General features: G+C 65.6%; 19 protein-coding genes. 8 read left to right on the forward strand and 11 right to left on the reverse strand.

Translation table 11 applies throughout. The features are described from left to right. Nucleotides 1–118: 118 nt before the first annotated feature. Both ACQR1E_RS12100 and ACQR1E_RS12105 read right to left on the reverse strand, forming a co-directional pair. Entirely contained in the window at nt 119–517 is a 399-nt protein-coding gene (locus ACQR1E_RS12100; protein ID WP_316194704.1) for a hypothetical protein, read from the reverse strand. A gap of 27 nt (nt 518–544) precedes the next feature. Next, on the reverse strand, nt 545–769 hold the full coding sequence (locus ACQR1E_RS12105) for a hypothetical protein (protein WP_315716053.1): 225 nt from the start codon (nt 767–769) through the stop codon (nt 545–547). A 100-nt stretch (nt 770–869) separates the two neighbouring features. Between ACQR1E_RS12105 and ACQR1E_RS12110 the strand changes: the two genes are divergently transcribed. After that, nucleotides 870–1,688, forward strand: coding sequence for a helix-turn-helix domain-containing protein (locus ACQR1E_RS12110; protein WP_315716054.1), 819 nt, complete (start codon nt 870–872; stop codon nt 1,686–1,688). Between the two features lie 66 nt (nt 1,689–1,754). Beyond that, on the forward strand, nt 1,755–2,420 hold the full coding sequence (locus tag ACQR1E_RS12115; RefSeq protein ID WP_315716055.1) for a DsbA family oxidoreductase: 666 nt from the start codon (nt 1,755–1,757) through the stop codon (nt 2,418–2,420). Here ACQR1E_RS12115 and ACQR1E_RS12120 read toward each other — a convergent pair. The 3 genes from ACQR1E_RS12120 to ACQR1E_RS12130 form a co-directional block, all read right to left on the reverse strand. Further along, the gene (locus tag ACQR1E_RS12120; protein ID WP_316194705.1) at nt 2,398–3,633 is read right to left on the reverse strand and encodes a GNAT family N-acetyltransferase; all 1,236 of its coding nucleotides are present in this window, start codon (nt 3,631–3,633) and stop codon (nt 2,398–2,400) included. The genes ACQR1E_RS12115 and ACQR1E_RS12120 overlap by 23 nt on opposite strands. Before the next feature lie 137 nt (nt 3,634–3,770). Further along, on the reverse strand, nt 3,771–4,817 hold the full coding sequence (locus ACQR1E_RS12125; protein WP_315716057.1) for an HD-GYP domain-containing protein: 1,047 nt from the start codon (nt 4,815–4,817) through the stop codon (nt 3,771–3,773). A 208-nt stretch (nt 4,818–5,025) separates the two neighbouring features. Continuing rightward, nucleotides 5,026–5,448: a hypothetical protein gene (locus ACQR1E_RS12130; protein ID WP_315828226.1), complete on the reverse strand. Its 423-nt coding sequence runs from the start codon at nt 5,446–5,448 to the stop codon at nt 5,026–5,028. A gap of 222 nt (nt 5,449–5,670) precedes the next feature. Between ACQR1E_RS12130 and ACQR1E_RS12135 the strand changes: the two genes are divergently transcribed. Next, on the forward strand, nt 5,671–7,182 hold the full coding sequence (locus ACQR1E_RS12135) for a caspase family protein (protein ID WP_316194706.1): 1,512 nt from the start codon (nt 5,671–5,673) through the stop codon (nt 7,180–7,182). Between the two features lie 228 nt (nt 7,183–7,410). Then, the gene (locus ACQR1E_RS12140; RefSeq protein WP_316171167.1) at nt 7,411–9,435 is read left to right on the forward strand and encodes a pyrroloquinoline quinone-dependent dehydrogenase; all 2,025 of its coding nucleotides are present in this window, start codon (nt 7,411–7,413) and stop codon (nt 9,433–9,435) included. Nucleotides 9,436–9,450: 15 nt separating this feature from the next. Here ACQR1E_RS12140 and ACQR1E_RS12145 read toward each other — a convergent pair whose 3' ends face one another. Further along, nucleotides 9,451–9,702 (reverse strand): PilZ domain-containing protein, encoded by a 252-nt coding sequence (locus tag ACQR1E_RS12145; RefSeq protein WP_315716061.1) that lies wholly within the window; start codon nt 9,700–9,702, stop codon nt 9,451–9,453. Between the two features lie 144 nt (nt 9,703–9,846). After that, the gene (locus tag ACQR1E_RS12150; protein ID WP_434897082.1) at nt 9,847–10,305 is read right to left on the reverse strand and encodes a PaaI family thioesterase; all 459 of its coding nucleotides are present in this window, start codon (nt 10,303–10,305) and stop codon (nt 9,847–9,849) included. A gap of 260 nt (nt 10,306–10,565) precedes the next feature. On the opposite strand from ACQR1E_RS12150, the gene ACQR1E_RS12155 reads away from it, so the two are divergent. After that, nucleotides 10,566–10,862, forward strand: a complete 297-nt coding sequence (locus tag ACQR1E_RS12155) for a hypothetical protein (RefSeq protein WP_315716062.1) — start codon at nt 10,566–10,568, stop codon at nt 10,860–10,862. Nucleotides 10,863–10,982: 120 nt separating this feature from the next. Continuing rightward, nucleotides 10,983–11,228 (forward strand): hypothetical protein, encoded by a 246-nt coding sequence (locus tag ACQR1E_RS12160; protein ID WP_315716063.1) that lies wholly within the window; start codon nt 10,983–10,985, stop codon nt 11,226–11,228. A gap of 338 nt (nt 11,229–11,566) precedes the next feature. Here the strand turns inward: ACQR1E_RS12160 and ACQR1E_RS12165 are convergent, their stop codons facing one another. Both ACQR1E_RS12165 and ACQR1E_RS12170 read right to left on the reverse strand, forming a co-directional pair. Beyond that, nucleotides 11,567–11,806, reverse strand: a complete 240-nt coding sequence (locus ACQR1E_RS12165; RefSeq protein WP_012045383.1) for a DUF6894 family protein — start codon at nt 11,804–11,806, stop codon at nt 11,567–11,569. A 1,227-nt stretch (nt 11,807–13,033) separates the two neighbouring features. After that, complete coding sequence (locus ACQR1E_RS12170) at nt 13,034–13,327, reverse strand: hypothetical protein (RefSeq protein WP_315716194.1); 294 nt, start codon at nt 13,325–13,327, stop codon at nt 13,034–13,036. A gap of 583 nt (nt 13,328–13,910) precedes the next feature. On the opposite strand from ACQR1E_RS12170, the gene recA reads away from it, so the two are divergent. Together recA and ACQR1E_RS12180 are read left to right on the forward strand one after the other, a co-directional pair. Further along, a complete protein-coding gene (gene recA / locus ACQR1E_RS12175) occupies nt 13,911–15,005 on the forward strand; it encodes a recombinase RecA (protein WP_315828231.1) in 1,095 nt (364 codons plus the stop codon). A gap of 110 nt (nt 15,006–15,115) precedes the next feature. Next, nucleotides 15,116–16,381 carry a DUF1835 domain-containing protein gene (locus tag ACQR1E_RS12180; protein ID WP_434897083.1) on the forward strand — a complete coding sequence of 422 codons (1,266 nt, stop codon included), beginning with the start codon at nt 15,116–15,118 and terminating at the stop codon, nt 16,379–16,381. On the opposite strand, the gene gcvP is transcribed toward ACQR1E_RS12180, so the two are convergent. After that, nucleotides 16,360–19,233, reverse strand: a complete 2,874-nt coding sequence (gene gcvP, locus ACQR1E_RS12185; RefSeq protein ID WP_434897084.1) for an aminomethyl-transferring glycine dehydrogenase — start codon at nt 19,231–19,233, stop codon at nt 16,360–16,362. The two genes, ACQR1E_RS12180 and gcvP, sit on opposite strands and share 22 nt — an antisense overlap. Before the next feature lie 148 nt (nt 19,234–19,381). Continuing rightward, the gene (gene gcvH, locus ACQR1E_RS12190) at nt 19,382–19,747 is read right to left on the reverse strand and encodes a glycine cleavage system protein GcvH (RefSeq protein WP_315716067.1); all 366 of its coding nucleotides are present in this window, start codon (nt 19,745–19,747) and stop codon (nt 19,382–19,384) included. Nucleotides 19,748–19,755: the final 8 nt, after the last annotated feature.

The following is a 19,755-nucleotide window of genomic DNA, read 5'->3' on the forward strand; positions in this document are numbered from 1 at the left end:
CTACGATCTCCCGTCGATCTCCGATTATGCAGAAGATGCGTTCGCCGCGCATGTCCAAATATCGGATTGGCCGTGAGCGCCGGGCCGCTCGATCATGAAGCCCGGCGCTCACCACCGGTCAGGCCGTGACCGCGGCGGTGCTCCGGCGCAAGCCCATATACTGCAATTCGGCGAATAGGCCGGTGCCCAGCGCCTGCACTGCGACGAAGATCTCGCCGAGCACGTTCGGTGCGACCAGGCCCGAAAACAGCAGTGCGATGCTGCCGACCGTCCACGCCGCATTGCCGGCGATGACCAGGACGATCAGCGGCCTCGGCGCCACCGGCCGCGAGCCCAGCCAGCCGACGAAGCTCGCGTAGACGACCAGGAACAGGCCGGTCTCGCGCAGCAGCGCGTCGGGCAGTTGCAGCAGCGCCGCCAGCGGCGAGGCGCCGAAGGTGAGCGCGAGCCCGGCAACGCCGCTGAAGGCGGCATCGGCGAGCAGAGCGCGGCGGAGCAGGGCGGACGAGGTGATCATGTCGGGTCTCCTTCGGTTGGGGGCGGTTCAACGGAACCAGGCCAGGAGCTGACGGCGCAGGCGCGCCGGGCGCAGCGAGCGCGCTGCTCTCGTCTCGATCGCGTACACCTGTGCAAAGACGAGGCTGCCCGTGACGTACAGCAGCGGCTCCGGCATATTGAGCGAGCGCGCCAACAGCGATGTCGCGAGACCCGCCAGCCATTGGCTGGCGGCGGTGAAGGGAAGGGTCTCGAGATTGCGCTGCCTGCTCATCGTCATCTCCTGTGGTGAGGACGATGACCTGCGCCGGGAGGCATTTCGATTACCTGGCAGGTCATGGAGGTGCTGACGTCAGCGTGTTAGGTCTTGGCTCATGAATGCACAGCTTGCTTCGGCGCGCGCCGACCGCGCCAGACCCGTTCATGTCGGCGAGCACCTGCGGCAATGGCGGCAGCGGCGGCATCTGTCCCAGCTCGATCTCGCGCTCGATGCCGAGATCTCGGCGCGCCATCTGAGCTTCGTGGAAACCGGCCGCGCCGCGCCGTCGCGCGACATGGTCCTCAAACTGGCGGAGCGACTGGACGTGCCCCTGCGCGAACGCAACGTTCTGCTGGTGGCGGCTGGCTACGCGCCCGCCTTCCAGCAGCGCCCGCTGGATGATCCGGCGCTCAAGCAAGCGCGCGAGGCGATGAACCTCGTGCTCAAGGCCCACGAGCCCAACCCTGCGCTCGCGATCGACCGGCACTGGAACCTGGTCGCGGCGAACCGGATGATCGCGCCGCTGCTGTCAGGTGTCTCCGAGCGGCTGCTTGCGCCGCCCCTGAATGTGCTGCGCGTGGCGCTGCATCCGGAGGGGTTGGCGGCGCGGACGGTGAACCTTGCCGAATGGGCCGGCCATCTGCTGGAGAGACTGCACCGGCAATGCGAGGCAACCGCCGATGCCGGCTTGCTCAAGCTTTATGAGGAGCTGAAGTCCTATCCGATCCCCGCGCGATCGGCGCCGCTCGCGGCCGACAGCGTCGCGATCCCGTTGCGGCTTCGGGTCGGCGATGATGTGCTGAGCTTCTTCTCGACGACGATGGTGTTCGGCACGCCGGTCGATATCACGCTGTCGGAGCTGGCGTTGGAGACCTTCTTTCCGGCCGATGAGCTCACCGCGCTCAGGCTGAAGGAGATGGTTACCTCGCCGTGACCCCGCTTGTGTTGGCCGTGCGCGGGTTTATCTTGGGCGCAGCCATGGGAACCCGGAGGCACGCGCATGAGCACCTTGAAGCCGCTGATCATCGATGTCGTCTCCGATGTCGTCTGTCCCTGGTGCTACATCGGCAAGAAGCGCATCGAGGAGGCGCTGAAGCTCGTGCCTGACGTGCCGGTCGAGGTGAACTTTCGGCCGTTCTTCCTCAATCCCTGGGTGCCGCGCGAGGGCATCAGCCGCGAGCAGTACCTCACGACCAAGTTCGGATCGGTTGAAGCCTACAAGGGCATCGCAGGCCGCGTGGTCGCGGCCGCGGAGCAGGAGGGGCTGAGCTATCATCCCGATCGTGTCGCCCGTCAGCCCAACACGATCGATTGTCATCGCCTGATCCGCTGGGCCGGCGAGATCGGCAAGGCGCCCGAGATGAAGCAGCGGCTGATGGAGTTGTATTTCCGCGACGGCGGCGATCTGACCGATGTCGAGGTGCTGGTACAGGCCGCAGCGGAGTGCGGGCTCGATGCCGAGGTGGTCCGCAAGATGCTGGCGACCGACGAGGATGTGGCGCTGGTCTCGGCCCAGGCGCAGGAGGCCGCAGAGAAGGGCATCTCCGGAGTGCCGACCTACGTCTTCGCGCAGAAATACGCCGTCTCCGGCGCGCAGGATCCGCAGATGCTGGCGCGCGCCATCCGGCAGGTGTCGGCGGAGGTCAACGCCGAGGCGGCTGAGTAGTCGGCCGGCGCTTTCGGACGGCGCGGACCGCGTGCACGGCGCGGCGTGCCACGGCGAGGCCTTCGCGTCGCGCAGTCAATGCGCCGTGAATAAGCTCGACGACCAGATCGCGCGTATAGAGCGGGATAATCACGTCGCCGATGGCAAGGCGTTCGCGCCAGATCGGGTTGATCATGGGATGGTCGGGACCGGCGGTGGAGTCGGCGGCGTTGATCTTCGGATCCGCGCAAAGGTGCCGCGTCAGGTCGAGCGTCAGCTGGACACCGGGCGAGTATTTCGCGAAGCGCTCGTCGACGCCGAGCTTGAAGAAAAAGGCGCGATCCTGATGCCGCAATACGACGCCTGCGGCGACGGTGGTGTCGCCCGCGATGAGGCTGATGATCTCGCAGGCCTCGTGCTGTGCCAGCGCCGGTGCAGCGCGTCGGATGAACGCCGCGTCGCCGTCGTGCTGGATCAGCGCAGTGCCGCGACGCCCCTTCCAACCGCTCGCCTCCAACACCAGAAAAGTCTCCAGCGCAGTGGAAACGTCGCCGGGAGAGCGCGCGACCTCGAAGCGGACGTCGCCATGCTCGGCCAGCCGATGACGCAGGCGGCGCAACTCCTTCAGCTTTTTGGCGCCGAGCGCATCATGCAGCACCGTGTCGGCGTCCCCGCTCGCATCGAGCAGGGCCCGGTCATAGGATTGCAGCACGCGCGGGCGCAGATCCACGCGACGAAGCGCCGCCTCGAACGCCTGCATCACGGAGCCTGCCAGCGACATGTCTCGCAGCAGCAGGGCGCGCGCGCCTGTTCGTCGCGCAGCGTCGAGCAGTTGCGCCGCAGCCCGCTCCGCGCTCCTTCTGTCGAGCAGCGGCGTGCACAGCGTGCCGTAGGGATGGCCGCTGGCGAGCGCGGGCAGGGGAAGCCTGCAGGCATGCCATAGAGAGGTCGTGGGCATCAGGCCGATGAGACGCGAGGGCTGATCGTCATCCCATGCGCACAGCGCCGATGTTCCGGTGCGGCCGCGTGCCGTGGCGTTCACCGCGCGTTCCCAGCCGGGCAGGTAATAGCCGTTCGGCTCCCGCGCATGCTCCGCCAGATCCTGCCACGCCTGCGGTGAAACGGTATCGAGCGGCACCAGGTCAGCGGCGCGCACGCGTTCGAGCGGACCGGCCTGCTGGTTCCTTGCCGTCGATGAAGCAGTCGCAATCGCGCGATCGATGATCTCGGCCACGTCCCGATGGTCCCCTCGCGGCGCGGACAACCCACACCGCGGGCGACACTAGCGCAAAGCTGACAAGAGACACTTGCCGTTGGCAGACAATTCGAATCGATGCGTTAACGGCCGGTTCAGCACGTCGCCTGATGCGATCAGCGGATCAGCGCCACCTCGCGGAAGGCGCCGATCAGCGGCTTCTCGAGCTTGCCCTCCATCCCCCGGAGGATCTCGTAGGCCTTCTCGCGCGTCATCATCGGCTTGTAGCTGCGGTATTCGATCAGCGCCGAGAAGATGTCGGAGATGGTGAGGATGCGCGTCAGGTCCGGGATGCTGTCGGCCATCAGCCCATCGGGATAGCCGCTGCCGTCGAGAAATTCGTGATGGTTGCGCACCGCCTTCAGCACTTCGTCGGTGATCGCTGCGTTGTCCTTCAGTGCATCGTAACCGGCCACCGGATGGGTTTCCACCAGCGTACGTTCCTTGACGTCGAGCCGGCCCGGCTTGTCGAGAATGGTGAGCGGGATCTTGGCCTTGCCGATGTCGTGGAACATCGCGGCCATGTAGAGACGCTCCAGATCCGAACTGTGGACGCCGAGGCTCAAGCCGAAATCCACGGTGATGCCGGTCACGAGCAGGCAGTGTTGATAGGTGCCTTCGTGATGGCGGCGAACGGTGGCAAGCCAATCGGACAGACCGTTTTCCGCTATACAGTCGGCGATCCGCTTGCCCGCCCGCCGGGTCTCCTCGACGTCGATCGCTGCACCGCCCAGCACGGCTGCAAACATCGAGGCGATGCAGGACGCGCCGGCAAATGCGGCCTGTCGGTCGTCGACCGCGATGCTCTTGGCCGCAGAACCGGGACGCACATCGAGCAGCTTTCCGAGCAACTGATTGCGGCTCGGCGTGCTCGACAATACACTTGTCGCACCGAGCGCATAGGCCTGGACCGTTGACAGACGGGATTTGTTGTTGGTCAGGAAGATCCGCCGCGGAATACGCGAGAGCCGCTCCGAGATCTCCTTCAATGCGGTGATGTTGTCGACGTGGCGCAGATCGGCGGCCACGACGATCGCGTCGATGTCGCCGCCTTTGAAGTCGGCATCACCGATCAGTTCAGATGTGAGCGAGCAGCGTTCGGCCAGCATGCCGCGAAGCATAGCGAGCTTGGCCGTGTCATCGCCGACGAGGTGAACGTTCATGGAAAACCAGGTCCAGGGTCATTCCGCGTTTAGGCCCCGATGTTCCGCAGGAATTGTTAAATTTGAGCCATTCGTTCGCTGTGCGGTTGCGGATTTGCGTTAGCTAAGAACTAACAATCTGCGACCGGTGCGGTAGCCCGTTCCTGTACGCCCACCGACAGGGCGAGTTCCAGCCGACGTGGCCGATCCAGCTTGTCTTCGGAGGGAATTACTTCGTCGGCAGGACGGCTTTGTAATCTTCAGAAACACAGTCGTCGCCGGTCGCCGCGCGCCGCCGGTCGATGATCTCGTTGTGCCTGATCAAGAGCCGATAGGTCTGGCGCCGGAGCGCGGTCCCACTGGCGGATATGATCTGAGCCCGCACGCAGGCGGTCCATGTATCGCCGGCATCGGCATGTCGGGCGGATGTTGCCTCGACATCACGTGGCAGCGTCGTTGCGACGAAGATCATGTCGAGATTCTTGCGCACGAGAAGCGCGACATCTGGCGCGGCTTCGGGCTGCGGCGGCTCGGGCGCCTTGGCCCGCATGAAGGCCGGCAGGCGCGCATTGCTGTCGGCGGCGCAGCCGATCAGGAGCAGGGCCGAGAGCAGCCCCGAGAGCAGCCCCACGCGTGACGCAATCCGCCGCATGCCGCATCGTCCCCCATTGCGGCGCGCACGCTAGCGAGAGATCGCGGCATTGCTGCGGGAGACTCGTGCCGCAACGATGTCCGGTCGCGGCCGGCGGCGGTCATGCGCGCGCGAACGGCGCCGGCCGTCCGGCATCGTGCTCACCGGATTGTGCTCGTCGGGATGAACCGGGCCGCGAACCGGCTCGACCAACAGGCACGCCATGAGCAGATTGGAGATCCCATGTTTCGGCACGCTCTCAGGGCTGCATTGCTCGCCGGCGGCCTGTTTGCCGGCCTTGCTCCCGCATTGGCTGAAAGCAGCAGGCTGGCGCTGGTGATCGGGCAGTCGGCCTATCGTTCGGTGACGCCGCTGCCGAATCCCGCCAGCGATGCCAAGGCAATGGCGAAGATGCTGGGTGAAGCGGGGTTCGACGTGACGACCGCCGCCGATCTGTCGCAGCGGGACCTCAACAGGGAGGTCGGCGACTTCGCCGCCAAGATCGCGGCCAAGGGACCCGACACGGTGGCGCTGGTGTTCTATGCCGGCCACGGACTGCAGATCGATGGCGAGAACTATCTCGTACCCGTGGACGTCGATCCGCGACGTGAAGCCGACATTCCGCTGCAGGCCGTGCGTCTCAACGATCTCCTGAACACGCTCAATTCGGTGCCGAGCCGGATGCGAATCCTGCTGCTCGACGCCTGCCGCAACAATCCGTTTCCCGCCATCAGCCAGAACGCGGGCCGTGGCCTCGCGCTGGTCGACACAAAGACGGGAGCGCCGGGCACCTTCCTGTCCTACTCGACCTCGCCCGGCGCGGAAGCCGAGGATGGCACCGGCGCCAACAGCCCCTATACCACCGCACTGCTGCAGGCGGCGCGGGAGCCGGACCTTCCCATCGAGCAGGCGTTCAAGCGCGTGCGCGTTGCGGTGAACAAGGTCACCGAGGGCCGGCAGACGCCGTGGGATTCGTCGTCCTTGACGGAGGATTTTCGCTTCGTCGGGTCGGCGGATGGGGGCGCTGCCAATGCCGGCCCGCGGCCGGTCGTCGCCAAGCGCAGCGTCGACGAATGGAAGCGCAGCCTGGAGGGCAAGCCGATCGAGGCCGCCAACGAAATCATCGTCGGCGACGGCAGCGTCGAGGCGTATGAGGCCTTCGTGACGCTCTACACCGCGCCGCCCTATGGCCCGCAGGCGCGCGAATGGCTCGACCTCCACAACAGGATGGCAGCCTGGAACGAGGCGGTGCTGATCAATACGGTGGCGTCCTATCAGGGCTTTCTCGACCGCTATCCGAACAGCGACCTGACCCCGACCGCGCGCAAGCTGATCGAGCGCCTGCGCAACCGGCCCGTGGTGACGCCGGTGGTGGCGGCCGCCAATGCAGCGATCCCGGCCGCCACTTCGGCAACCCTGCCGGTCGTGCCGGCCGTTGCCGCGGCAGGCCCGACCTGCCCATGCTCGCAGACGCCTCCGCCGGCTCGGAAGTCTGAGACGCCGAAGCGGGTCGAAGAGAAGCCGGCGAGGAAGCGCGACGAGGACCCTCCCAAGCGCGCCGGCCGCACGCCCCGACGCGACCCTGACGACGATGTCGTCGTCTACGCGCCACCGCCTCCGCCGCGCGCGTATTATGGACCGCCGGTGCGCGTGGCGCCGCCGGTCAGCATCGGGATCGGCATCGGCGGCGGCTATGGCGGTGGCTATGGGCGGGCACCTCAGAACTATCCGACACGGCGCGGCTATGGCTACTGAAGCTGGCTGACGTCTGCGCATCGATGTGGCCGCCCGCAAGGGCGGCCACTGATGTTTGGCGGGGGACGTTCGTTCGGGTCATCCTCTCGGTTCTGCCATTCGTCATCGCTCCTCACCACTCGTCCCGCGGATGCCGCCGCCCGTCCCATCCTGCTCGATCCGCCCGCGAAGGCTGCTTTCATCGTCCCGGTGCGTCGCTTCGGATGCAGTCTGCGGGAGGGAAGGGTCATGTCATTGCGTCGAGCAGGTGTTTGCGCGGTCCTCGTCGGGAGCCAGTTGACGGTCGTGCCGGCCCTTGGCTGGCAGCACTGGGGCGGCGATGCCGGTGGAACGCGGTTCTCGCCGCTGGCGCAGATCACGCCTTCCAATGTCGATCGGCTGGTGCCTGCCTGGGACTATCACACCGGGGATCTGCAGAGCCGGCCGCCCGCGGCAGCCTTGCGGACCAAGTTCGAGGCGACGCCGATCCTGGTCGAGGACAGCCTGGTGTTCTGCACGCCGTTCAATGAGGTGGTCGCGCTCGATCCCGGCACCGGCGTGCAGCGCTGGCGTTTCGATCCCAAGGTCGGTGACGGGCGGCGCCCGGCCAATCGCTATGCCTGCCGCGGCGTTGCCCATTGGGTGGACGAGCGGGCGCCGGCCGGCGCGGCATGCCGCAGCAGGCTGTTCATGGGCACGGTCGATGCTCGCCTGATCGCCCTCGACGCGCAAACGGGACAGCCCTGCGCCGGCTTTGGATCGGACGGCGAAGCGCGGATCGACATTTCCAAGGATCTGCTATGGCCGGGCGAGTTCCAGATCACCTCGGCGCCGGTGGTGGGCGGGGGTGTCGTGGTGGTCGGCTCATCGATCGGCGACAATGTGCGGGTCGATGCGCCCAAAGGCACGGTCCGCGGTTTCGATGCGCGCACCGGCGCGCTGCGTTGGAGTTTCGATCCGTTGATCCATGACGGCATCGCGGCGGGACATGCGAACGTCTGGGCGCCGATGTCGGTCGACGAGACGCGCGGCCTCGTCTTCCTTCCGACCTCGTCGCCCAGTCCGGATTTCTTCGGCGGTGCGCGTCCGGGTGACAACCGGCATGCCGATTCCGTGGTCGCTTTGCGGATTGAAAGCGGCGAACTGGCCTGGTCGTTTCAGACCACGCACCACGACGTCTGGGATTACGATCTGCCGGCGCAGCCGACGTTGGCCCGAATCGATGCCGGGCAGGGGGCGCGTGACGTCGTCATACAGCCGACCAAGCAGGGCTTCGTGTTCGTGCTCGACCGCGACACCGGCGCGCCGGTCTGGCCGGTGGAGGAGCGCGCAGTGCCGCAAGGCGCCGCCGAGGGTGAGGTTCTATCACCGACGCAGCCATTCCCGACCCATGTGCCGCCGCTGCTCGATCAGCGCTTCGCAGCGGATGATATTTTCAGGGCCGTGCCGCGCGTCCTGGATTCCTCCTGCGACGATCAGCTCGCGCCATTGCGCAATGAGGGTTTGTACACGCCGCCCACGATCCAGGGCACGTTGCTGTTTCCGATGACCGGCGGCGGCGTGAACTGGGGCGGGGCGGCGTTCGATCCCGTCCATCAGATCCTCTACGCCAATGTCAGCCGTGCCATCCACATCGTCCGGCTGATCCCGCGTGCGGAAGCTGACGGGATGACGCCGCCGCGTGGTGTCGATGTCGGGCTGCAGCGCGGGTCGCCGTTCGCGGTGACGCGGGTGGTCGCCATGTCCAAGCTCGGCCTGTTGTGCAACCGGCCGCCATGGGGCGAAATGGTCGCGGTCGATCTCAAGGCCGGCAAGATCCTGTGGCGCTCGACCGTCGGCACCACCGAGGATCGCGCACCGCTCGGGCTGGCGTTCAAATGGGGCACGCCGCTCGTCAACGGCGTCGTGGTCACAGCCGGCGGCCTCGTCTTCACCGGCGCAATGGACGCCTATCTGCGCGCCTTTGATGCTGTCTCAGGTCAGGAGCTCTGGCAGGGCCGGTTGCCCGCGCCGGGCGTCGCCAATCCGATGACCTATGAATGGAAGGGCGAGCAATTCGTGGTGACCGCAGCCGGCGGCCATTCGGAGGCGGGAACGTCGCTCGGCGACAGCGTCGTGGCGTTTCGGCTGGCGCGCGATGGCGAAGGGCTCTCGCTGTGGTCACGGACGATTGATCGTCCGGGCGGACGGTTCGCCGCCGGCGCCCTGCTCGCGGCTGGGGTGCTGGCCGGCCTGTTGGTGGCGTTGTGGCGATGGCGCCTGCGGCGCGTCTAGCCCGCCGGGCCGCTATCAGTCGAATGCCACGCCGATCCGCTTGTCGTGGCTCCAGACTGCGTGGCAGCGCCGCGTGAATTTGTCGGCTGGGATCACCAGCGTGAAGGCTTCGGGCAGACCGACCGGACTGACCACCTCGACCCTGGCGCCGGTGTCGGACATGTTGCGGACCATGCAATCGACCGCGCCGCCGCCGTCGAATGCCAGCCTGCCCTGCTTCAGCACCCGATGCCTCGGTGCAATGCGCTTGTCACTCGTCTCGCTCATGGCCTGTATTCCGGTGCCGGACGGCGTCACCTTTCGCGTCAAAAGCACCTAAAATAAATCAGGCTCGCGTTTCGATCAGATGAATCCGGCGTGCGAAGCCCGGGCCCTCGCCTTCACGTTTCGTTAACCCGGCCAGGCCGCGGATCAGAGCATCGCGAAGGCGCTCGACACCATGGCCACTGGCTTGCCATCGCCGGCGCTGGTCAGTGTGACCCGGCCGAAGCTCATGGTGCGGCCCATCCGCACCACGCGCGCATCGGCCATCACGTCGGCGGAGGCAATGGCGCGCATGAAATGCGTGGTCTGGTCGACAGTGGTCATCGGCCGGTAGCCGCCGCTGGCGGTGACCATCCCGATCACCATCGCGGTATCGGCAAAAGCCATCAGCGCCTGGCCGCAGACGACGCCATTGTCGCGGCAGAGCCGCGGCGAGAACGGCATGCGCAGGATGGCGCCGGCTTCGCCCTGCGGAGACGGCGCGATGTCCTCGACGATCAAGCCAAGATCCTTGATCCAGGGCGCGAACACGTCATCGAGGATGCGCCTCGCGTCGTCGGTGGTGAAGTTCAGGGTCTCGCTCGGCACGCGCGGAGGTCCTTCCATGATCGTGTCATCGACGTGTCTTGGCATCGACTTGCCTCGCCGCGATCGGCGGAGCCGCCGGAATGTTGCCGCAGAGCGGCGGCTTGAAAAGGCCGGAGTTGGAAAACTATGATGATGGCACGCCGTGGAACAGACGGCAGGTGCGCGCAGACGATGCGGCCGTGAACATCCCGACCTGCGCTCCACCGTTCCGGCACAGTGCCGCGGGCTTGGCGCATGGCGAAGCGATGGTATAAGGCGCCTATACCGGGGAGTAACCAATGAAGAAGCTGATCGTGACGATGGCGGTCGCCGTGCTGGCCGGCTGGGCGGTTCCCGCAATGGCGCAGATGCCCAACATCAACCTTCTCGCCGACGGTCCCTCCAAGTCGCCCGAGGAGAAAGAGGCCGAAGCGGCGCGGGAGCAGGCCTACAGGGACACCATGCGCAAGATTCCGGACGCCAAGACGAGCACCGATCCCTGGGGCAACGTCCGGGCGGCGGAGCAGCCCAAGGCGGCGCCTGCCATGAAGACCACCGCGGCCAAGAAGCCGAAGGCTGTCGGCAGCACCAACTGAGATTTATCGCGCTCGGGTCGGGCGGGCTCTGACCCTCCCGGGCCCGCTTGCCGATTGCGGACTCGGATTCTTCGCGGCCCCGTCTATATTGATGGTGTGGCAGCGCGTTGGAGTTCGTCGATGGGGATGCGCCCCCGGGACATTGCCAGCCGGATGGCGGCCCGGCGCCAGAAGGGCGCCCCGCAGGCTCGCGACGGCTACGTTCGCGACACGTTCACGCTGCCGCGCGAGCAAGCGCGCGCCAAGGCCCGCGACTATCTGACCCGCTATCCCAAGGCCGGCTACATGAGCGCCGTCGAAAGCTGGCGCGAGCTTCCCGACGGGGCCATCGAGTTCACGATGCGGCGGCTTCCCAGCGCCGATTGAACGATTGCCGCGAGCGCCTCATTCCTTTTCGCCGAGAAGCTTGCGTGTATCGCGATTGATGAAATGAAGCCGCGTGCAGGCCTTGCAGACCACGGTTTCATAGGAGCACGTGGGATCGCCTGGCTTCGGCTCTTCCAGCCAATGCTGCACGTTCATCCCCGTTCGCGGACATTTGAAGATCAGATTACCCATACAAATTTAAATGTCTGCCAAGATGCAGACAGGCATTTTGATCTCGATCAAGTTCGGCTGCCGAAATGACGCGCAGCAACCTCGCTGGCAACAATCTTAGATTGTGTCTTTCACCTGCGGCGATCCACAAGAGGTGTGGCGAGCCGTCAGGCCTGATCCAGCGACTCGGCGACGATCCGGATGCGGAAGACCGGCTGCCTTGCCTCGTCGAGCAGCTCCATCTGCCATTCGGAGTTTTCGGCGAGCTTGCGCGAGATGCTGCTGGCCATGTCGGCACAGACGGTGGTCATCTCTTTCCAGGCTGCGTTGCGGTCGGCGCACTCGGTCCCATACTCGGACGCGCCTGAGAAGTGGCCGTTGCGGATACGAAAGAAATAGAGCGGCATTGCCAAAACCGGTGAGCCCTGACCGCCCCAGGCCGCTGGGTTTGATGTACGCACCACAAATGGAAGCGCAAAACCCACTCGGATCAATTCCGGTAAAATACGGTCGGTCGCGCTGTTCGCTTCCGTTAGGCTGATTGCCATGGGTGATGTGCGGCGCAACCGGACGAATTGCGCGCCAACGAATGAGCCTCGGACCGCTGCGGTCCGAGGCTCGGCGTCAACGTCGTAGCTTCCCAGCGAGGGCAGTTCGGCAGTGACATAATTAAACTAGTGCGAAATCTGTAGGCGTGCCTTGCGTCAGATCAAGGTTGCAATCTCGATCGGCCGCCGTGGGACGCGCACCTAGCTATGGTCGAAGATCCGTTCCGGCACGACTGTCAGTCGGTAGGCGATCTGCGTCGCGCCGTCGACCATCTCCAAGAGTTCATCGCAGGCCGGACAACGCCTCTCTCCCGCCGCGTCTTGCTGCGAGTGAAGCTCGATCCTTTGAAGGCCGGCCCTGCAGGACGGGCACGTCACGTCATTTGTTGTCATCGCCAATATGAAGCGCAACGCACGCGATCCGTTCCCCGACATCACGACAATGACGGAGGGAGATGCATCCCGAGCGGAGCTATCAACGTCGAAAGCCCCGGACGTCGTCCGGGGCTTTCTTTCGGCGCGGATGGTTTCAGGGCCGTGCGCTTACGTGTGACGGAGCCTGCAAGTGCGGGAGCTGGCAGGCTGCAAGGGATCGGTCGACGGCACACCAAAGGCGATACACTAGACGATGTGCGGCGACCATCATCGCAACGAACAAACAAATCCGGGGCTGATCAAAAATCTGCTCAGACGTACGACAACCACGATTCTATAACGCAACCCAAAGTTTATGACAATGGTTTGTGGCCTGAAGATGTCGTGAGCGCCGGCGCGCGTGATGCGGATCACGCGGGTTTTGTCCGGGCCATTCCTCGGGCCATCCTTGGGCAGGGTCCGACACGGGGGCGTCCGAGGTTCGTCGCTTCATCTGTCGTCCGTCATATGGTGGCCGTCGAGTGCTTGCACGCCACGTGATGCGGAACCTGATGGCCGGCCGCCGCTTGCGCGCGGCTGCGCGTCTGCATCGAAATCGTGCGCCTGCACGCACGACGAGCCGAACAAAAGCAGAAGAGGCGATGGAACTTCGTTCCTCTCAGGAGAACCACGGAATGTGCGATCTACGCACGCGTGTAGGAGTTGGTAGTTTCAAGGAAAAGACCTGACGAGCACGATCGGTCCAACGATTGCGGCGTTGAAGTCGGCGAGGTCTTCGCTGGGAATCCAGTACTCGCGATGCTTGCGGCCGCCGGCCTCGCGCACCTCGTAGGTGTCGATGAAGCCTCGCAGGATCGCAAAGCGCAGCACGTGGCCGGCGCCGCTCGCCGGCACGTTCCAGTCCCGTGCGATCTTCACGGCATAGTCCTCCGTCAGCACCGGGTAGAAGATCGGCTGCTCCGGAAGGCGCGGCGGAAACGCACGCATGCCCGACGCCTCGATCAAGGCAAGCTCCTTTGGGCCGACAGGGCGCCACAGCGTGAGGGTCTGTTCGTTGTTGGATCCGGTCATGCTGGTTCCGAAAATTGGAAGCAGTCTGCGAGGCTCACAGAGAAGGACCAGCAGGATGATGGGACACGGCCGAGACGACAATAACAATTTATAGTTGGGTCGGCGTCTGCCGCTGGTGCGGGAGATGAGGTTGGAGCGCTCGGACAGTTTGGTTTTAATCCGCGTGATCGCCGGTCGGCGGCTGCGCCGCTCGCGCGCATGGCTTCCGCCTCCAGCTGGAATCGGGATCCCTTCGCAGTCGCCGTCATCCAGCATCCCGCATGCCGTACTTCGCTTCCGGGCGCGCTGATCGGGCAGCGCTCCCTCGCTGGTGCTCGGTGCACCGCGCGCCGGCCCTCGGCCTTCGAGCGGCAGGCGTGTCTCCCGCGGGTTGTCAGGGGTTTGTGAAAGAGAGGTGTGAATGTCGAGAAGAACATATTGCGAACAAAGAACGGATGGAGTACATTCACCTCAAGATTGCTGGCCGACCTCGTTAACCGTTTGTCCATCCCGCGAATCCCCGCCATAAGGAGCGCCAATGTCCGCCACCGCCCTGCGTATCGTCGAAGGTTCCTCCATGGATAAGAGTAAGGCGCTCTCCGCTGCGCTGTCCCAGATCGAGCGTCAGTTCGGCAAGGGCTCGGTGATGAAGCTGGGCAAGAACGACCGTTCGATGGATGTCGATACGGTGTCCAGCGGCTCGCTTGGGCTCGACATCGCGCTCGGCATCGGCGGTCTGCCGAAGGGCCGCATCGTCGAGATCTACGGGCCGGAATCCTCGGGCAAGACCACGCTGGCGCTGCACACGGTGGCGGAAGCGCAGAAGAAGGGCGGCATCTGCGCCTTCATCGATGCCGAGCATGCGCTCGATCCGGTGTATGCGCGCAAGCTCGGCGTGAACATCGACGAGCTTCTGATTTCGCAGCCGGATACGGGTGAGCAGGCGCTGGAGATCTGCGACACCCTGGTGCGTTCTGGTGCGGTCGACGTGCTGGTGGTCGACTCCGTGGCGGCGCTGGTGCCGAAGGCCGAACTCGAAGGCGAGATGGGCGAGTCGCTGCCGGGCCTGCAGGCCCGCCTGATGAGCCAGGCTCTGCGCAAGCTGACGGCCTCGATCAACAAGTCCAACACGATGGTGATCTTCATCAACCAGATCCGCATGAAGATCGGTGTGATGTACGGCTCGCCGGAGACCACCACCGGCGGCAATGCGCTGAAGTTCTATGCTTCGGTCCGCCTCGACATCCGCCGCATCGGCGCGATCAAGGAGCGCGACGAGGTGATCGGCAATTCCACCCGTGTGAAGGTGGTGAAGAACAAGCTGGCGCCGCCGTTCAAGCAGGTCGAGTTCGACATCATGTATGGCGAGGGCGTCTCCAAGATGGGCGAGATCCTCGATCTCGGCGTCAAGGCCGGCATCGTCGAGAAGTCCGGCGCCTGGTTCTCCTACGATAGCCAGCGTCTCGGGCAGGGACGTGAGAATTCGAAATCGTTCCTCAAGGCCAATCCGGACATGACCGCCAAGATCGAAGCCGCGATCCGCCAGAACTCCGGCCTGATCGCCGAGCAGATCCTGGCCGGCAACGCCGAGCGCGACGCCGACGCCGACGGCGAGGAGCCGGCGGAGGAGTAGAGGTAAGACGGCAGCGGGTGCCGTGGACGTTGCGTTGCCGACGCTCCGGCGCCCGTTTGCAGATGTGTGGTGTTCTGCCGAAATCTGCGGTTGCTGCATGATCGAATGCAGTGAGCCTGAATTCCGAGCGCCGGATACGATCTTCAGCGCGAATAGTCGAAAGCGCGTGCGCGGGCGAGCGGACCGGATCCGCGCGGCGGCACCGACATTTCCGACGCCAGTCCTGGGCGCCGGGAGCCGATCGCGAGCGTGTTGATAGCGTCTTGAGCCAATCAGGTCGTGCCGGAGCCAACAGCATGACGCGTTTGATTCTAGCGGCCGATGATCCCAGCGCCGGAGCGCTTCGGAGAGGCGGCTTTGCCGACCTGGTGGTGCCAATTCTCCATCGTTTCGTATGGGGACCGTTGCCATCAGATGCCGAGTTATCGGCTTATCTCGTCCAGCGCGCCGCGCGACCGAAGCGCGGGCATTGGTTGGATTTCGCCTCGCGTGGCGACTTCATGGCGGTCGGCGGGCGGAGTCAGAGTTTTCTCGAACTTGTCGACCGTTGCGATAGCGTCGAGCTGTGGATGGGGACCCGTCCGAACGACCAGTTGGTGCTGATCTGGCTCTTGGACTATCTGCGCCATCACGCGGAGATCGCGACGAAGATCGTATTGCGGCATGTCGATGTCCCGCTATCCGATGCCCCGGCCGGGCGACTCGCCGGTCGGGCCATTGCCGGCGTAGAGCTTGCGCGTGAGCATCTCGATTTGGGCCATCTGGCATGGCAGGCGTTTCGGGCGCCGACGCCGCAAGCCTGGTTCGATCTGTTGAAGCAGGATCTCAGTGCACTGCCGCAGCTTCGCCGCTGCGTGCAGGAGATGCTCGATGAGCTTCCTGGTGTTGCGACGGGCCTGGGAGCATCGGAGCTGAGAATCCTCGAATTGCTGTCAGCCGGCTATCAGCACCCATTCGACCTGTTGCCGCATCATCGGGATCGCTTTCAACGCCGCGTCTATGACTATTGGGAGGGAGGCGCGTTGCTCGACGGTCTGGCACTGGCGCCGGCGCCGGCAATTTCGGGCCTCGCCGAACGGCCGTTCTCGGTCGAGATGCACGACAGCCGTGAACGCCTCGAGCGCTACAAGGCGAGCACGCTGTCGCTGACGCCGCTCGGCAAGGCGATCCTGGCCGGCGAGGAGGATTTCAGCAGCCATAATCCGATCCGGCGCTGGTGGGGCGGCACCGAATTGATCAACGCCAATCTCTGGCGTTGGCATGCGGTGCTCATCGCTCCGGATCCCGGCACGCCTCACGTCATTGATTGTCGCGAGCCGTGGCGCCCGATCCACTGGAACATGCGTGAGGAGGCTTACTCCGCCGCCTGGGCGTAGTCCGCCACCGGCGGGCATGAGCACACCAGATTGCGGTCGCCGTAGACGTTGTCGACGCGGCCGACCGGACACCAGTACTTGTCGGTGCGCGAGGTGCCCGCGGGGAAGCAGCCCTCGCTGCGCCGGTAGGCCCTGTTCCAATCGTCGTCGGCGATGTCGTGCACCGTGTGCGGCGCGTGGCGCAGCGGCGAGGCCTCGATTCCGAAGCGGCCCTGTTCGACCTCGGCGATCTCCTTCCGGATCGCGATCATGGCGTCGCAGAAGCGGTCGAGCTCCGCCTTGGACTCCGATTCCGTCGGCTCGATCATCAAGGTGCCCGCCACCGGGAAGCTCATGGTCGGCGCGTGGAAGCCGTAGTCGATCAGCCGCTTGGCGATGTCGTCGACGGTGACGCCGCTGCTCTGCTTGAGCGGCCGCGGGTCGATGATGCATTCATGCGCGACGCGGCCGCGCTCGTTGCGGTAGAGCACCGGAAAATGCGCATCGAGCCGCGCCGCGACGTAGTTGGCGTTGAGGATCGCAATCTCGGTGGCGCGGGTCAGGCCGTCGCCGCCCATCAGCAGCATGTAGATGTAGGAGATGGTCAGGATCGAGGCCGAGCCGTAGGGGGCGGCCGAGACCGGCCCGATCGGATGCGCGCTCGCGCCGTCGGTCGCAGGGTGACCGGGCAGGAAGGGCGCCAGATGCGCCTTCACGCCGATCGGGCCCATGCCCGGGCCGCCGCCGCCATGCGGAATGCAGAAGGTCTTGTGCAGGTTGAAATGGCTGACATCGGCGCCGTAATCGCCGGGTCTGGCGAGGCCGACCTGCGCATTGAGGTTGGCGCCGTCGAGATAGACCTGTCCGCCGTGGGCATGGACGATGTCGCAGATGTCGCGGATGTGCTCCTCGAACACGCCATGCGTCGAGGGATAGGTGATCATGATGGCGGCGAGCTTGGCGCTATGCGCTTCCGCCTTGGCCTTGAGATCGGCGAGATCGACATTGCCGCCTGCATCGCAGCCGACCACGACCACCTCCATGCCGGCCATGTGCGCCGAGGCCGGGTTGGTGCCGTGGGCGGAGGAAGGAATCAGGCAGATGGTGCGATGGCCCTCGCCGCGGGCGGCGTAGTAGCCGCGGATCGCCAGGAGGCCGGCATATTCGCCCTGCGCGCCCGAGTTCGGCTGCAGCGACACCGCGTCATAGCCGGAGATCCGGCACAACCAGTCGGTCAGATCGGCGAACATCGTATGATAGCCGGCGGCCTGCGCGCGCGGCACGAACGGGTGCAGGCTGGCGAATTCCGGCCACGTCAGTGGAATCATCTCGGTCGTCGCGTTCAGCTTCATCGTGCAGGAGCCGAGCGGAATCATCGCGCGATCGAGCGCGAGGTCGCGGTCCGCGAGCTTGCGCAGATAGCGCAGCATCTCGGTCTCGGAGCGATGCGCGTGGAACACCGGATGGGTCAGGAACGGCCGCTGCCGCTTGAGCTCGGCCGGCAGAGCCTCGCGCGCTTCCGCCTCGATCGTCGTGTAGGAGAGCTCGCCGCCGAAAGCGCGCCAGACGGCTTCGACGACATCGGCCGTCGTGGTCTCATCGAGCGCGATCCGCAGCCTGCTGCCGTCGCGCCCGAGATTGATCCGCTCGCCTTCCGCGCGGGCGATGATCGACTCGGACTTGGCGCCGGCCTCGACGGTGACCGTGTCGAAGAAGGCCTCGCTTTCCGGCGCAAAGCCGAGCTTGCGCAGCCCTGCAGCCAGCACCGCGGTCCGCCGATGCGCGGTGCGGGCGATCGCCTTCAGCCCGTCGGGGCCATGATAGACCGCGTACATCGCGGCAATCACCGCCAGCAGCACCTGCGCCGTGCAGATGTTCGAGGTCGCCTTCTCGCGGCGGATGTGCTGCTCGCGGGTCTGCAGCGCCAGCCGATAGGCGGGAGCCCCGCGTGAATCGACGGAGAGGCCGACGATGCGGCCGGGCAGCGACCGCTTCAGCGCATCGCGCACCGCCATGTAGGCCGCATGCGGTCCGCCATAGCCCATCGGCACGCCGAAGCGCTGCGCCGAGCCGATCGCGATGTCGGCGCCGAGTTCCCCCGGCGAGGCAATCACGGTCACCGCCAGCAGGTCGGCGGCGAGGATCGCGAGCGCGCCCTTGTCATGCAGCTTGGCAATCGCGGCGCGCGGATCGCGCAGCGCGCCCGTCGTGTCCGGATATTGCAGCAGGCCGCCGAACACCTCGGTGCCGTCCAGATCCTCGGCGGGGTCGCCGACGATCAGCTGCCAGCCGAGCGGCTCCGCGCGGGTGCGCAGCACCGCCAGCGTCTGCGGATGCACGTTCCGATCGACGAAGAACGCCTTGGTCTTCGCCCGCGCCGAACGCTCGGCCAGAGCCATCGCTTCCGCCGCCGCCGTGGCCTCGTCGAGCAGCGAGGCGTTGGCGACGTCGAGCCCGGTGAGATCGCAGATCATGGTCTGGAAGTTGAATAGCGCCTCCAGCCGGCCCTGGCTGATCTCCGGCTGATAGGGAGTGTAGGCCGTGTACCAAGCCGGGTTCTCCAGGATGTTGCGCTGGATCACCGCCGGCATGAGCGTGCCGGAATATCCCTGGCCGATCAGCGAGGTGAAGACCTGATTCCGCGCCGCCAGTGCTCGCATGTGTGACAACGCTTCGGGCTCGCTCAGCGCCGGCTCCAGGGTGAGCAGCGCCGTCTGCCGGATCGTGCCGGGCAGCGTCTGCGCCATCAGTTCCGACACGCTCTTGGCGCCCACGGTCTCCAGCATCGCCGCGACGTCGCGCGGCGAGGGGCCGATATGGCGGCGGGCGAAGCTGGTGGCGGCATCATCGAGCGGCTTGAGCGGCGTGGTCATGAGCAAATCCTCTATGCCTCGTCATGCCCCGCGACGGCGGGGCATCCAGTAAACATCGATGGTGAGATCAGGCGGAGAGAGCGCGGCGTACTGGATCGCCCCGTCGAGCCGGGCGATGACAGTGGTGAGTGTCGCCGCACCGCACGTCTCACGCCGTATGCGCCTTGTAGGCGGCCTCATCCATCAGGCCGCCGAGTTCGCCCCGGTCGGCGATCTTGAGCTTGAAGAACCAGGCCTTGCCGCCGGCGTCGGTGTTGACGAGCGCAGGTTCGTCGACGATCGCCTGGTTGACCTCGACCACCTCGCCGGTGATCGGCGCGTAGACGTCGGAGGCGGCCTTGACCGATTCGACCACAGCGGCGGCTTCCGACTTCTTCAGCGCGCGGCCGACCTGCGGCAGCTCCACGAACACGACGTCGCCGAGCTGGGCCTGCGCATAGTCGGTGATGCCAATGGTGGCTGTGTCGCCATCGATGCTGAGCCATTCATGGTCGGAGGTGTAGAGCGTGGTCATGGACGTCC

The sequence above is a fragment of the Bradyrhizobium sp. HKCCYLRH1030 genome (assembly GCF_051168395.1).
GTDB lineage: Bacteria > Pseudomonadota > Alphaproteobacteria > Rhizobiales > Xanthobacteraceae > Bradyrhizobium.

Excerpts from the sequence above, each read along its gene's own strand:
- ACQR1E_RS12105 (WP_315716053.1), bottom strand. The coding sequence starts at position 769 with ATGAGCAGGCAGCGCAATCTCGAGACCCTTCCCTTCACCGCCGCCAGC.
- ACQR1E_RS12110 (WP_315716054.1), top strand. The coding sequence starts at position 870 with ATGAATGCACAGCTTGCTTCGGCGCGCGCCGACCGCGCCAGACCCGTT.
- ACQR1E_RS12155 (WP_315716062.1), top strand. The coding sequence starts at position 10,566 with ATGAAGAAGCTGATCGTGACGATGGCGGTCGCCGTGCTGGCCGGCTGG.
- gcvP (WP_434897084.1), bottom strand. The coding sequence starts at position 19,233 with ATGACCACGCCGCTCAAGCCGCTCGATGATGCCGCCACCAGCTTCGCC.
- gcvH (WP_315716067.1), bottom strand. The coding sequence starts at position 19,747 with ATGACCACGCTCTACACCTCCGACCATGAATGGCTCAGCATCGATGGC.
- ACQR1E_RS12135 (WP_316194706.1), top strand. The coding sequence starts at position 5,671 with ATGTTTCGGCACGCTCTCAGGGCTGCATTGCTCGCCGGCGGCCTGTTT.
- ACQR1E_RS12160 (WP_315716063.1), top strand. The coding sequence starts at position 10,983 with ATGGGGATGCGCCCCCGGGACATTGCCAGCCGGATGGCGGCCCGGCGC.
- ACQR1E_RS12145 (WP_315716061.1), bottom strand. The coding sequence starts at position 9,702 with ATGAGCGAGACGAGTGACAAGCGCATTGCACCGAGGCATCGGGTGCTG.
- ACQR1E_RS12165 (WP_012045383.1), bottom strand. The coding sequence starts at position 11,806 with ATGCCGCTCTATTTCTTTCGTATCCGCAACGGCCACTTCTCAGGCGCG.
- ACQR1E_RS12140 (WP_316171167.1), top strand. The coding sequence starts at position 7,411 with ATGTCATTGCGTCGAGCAGGTGTTTGCGCGGTCCTCGTCGGGAGCCAG.
- ACQR1E_RS12150 (WP_434897082.1), bottom strand. The coding sequence starts at position 10,305 with ATGGAAGGACCTCCGCGCGTGCCGAGCGAGACCCTGAACTTCACCACC.
- ACQR1E_RS12125 (WP_315716057.1), bottom strand. The coding sequence starts at position 4,817 with ATGAACGTTCACCTCGTCGGCGATGACACGGCCAAGCTCGCTATGCTT.
- ACQR1E_RS12115 (WP_315716055.1), top strand. The coding sequence starts at position 1,755 with ATGAGCACCTTGAAGCCGCTGATCATCGATGTCGTCTCCGATGTCGTC.
- recA (WP_315828231.1), top strand. The coding sequence starts at position 13,911 with ATGTCCGCCACCGCCCTGCGTATCGTCGAAGGTTCCTCCATGGATAAG.
- ACQR1E_RS12100 (WP_316194704.1), bottom strand. The coding sequence starts at position 517 with ATGATCACCTCGTCCGCCCTGCTCCGCCGCGCTCTGCTCGCCGATGCC.
- ACQR1E_RS12130 (WP_315828226.1), bottom strand. The coding sequence starts at position 5,448 with ATGCGGCGGATTGCGTCACGCGTGGGGCTGCTCTCGGGGCTGCTCTCG.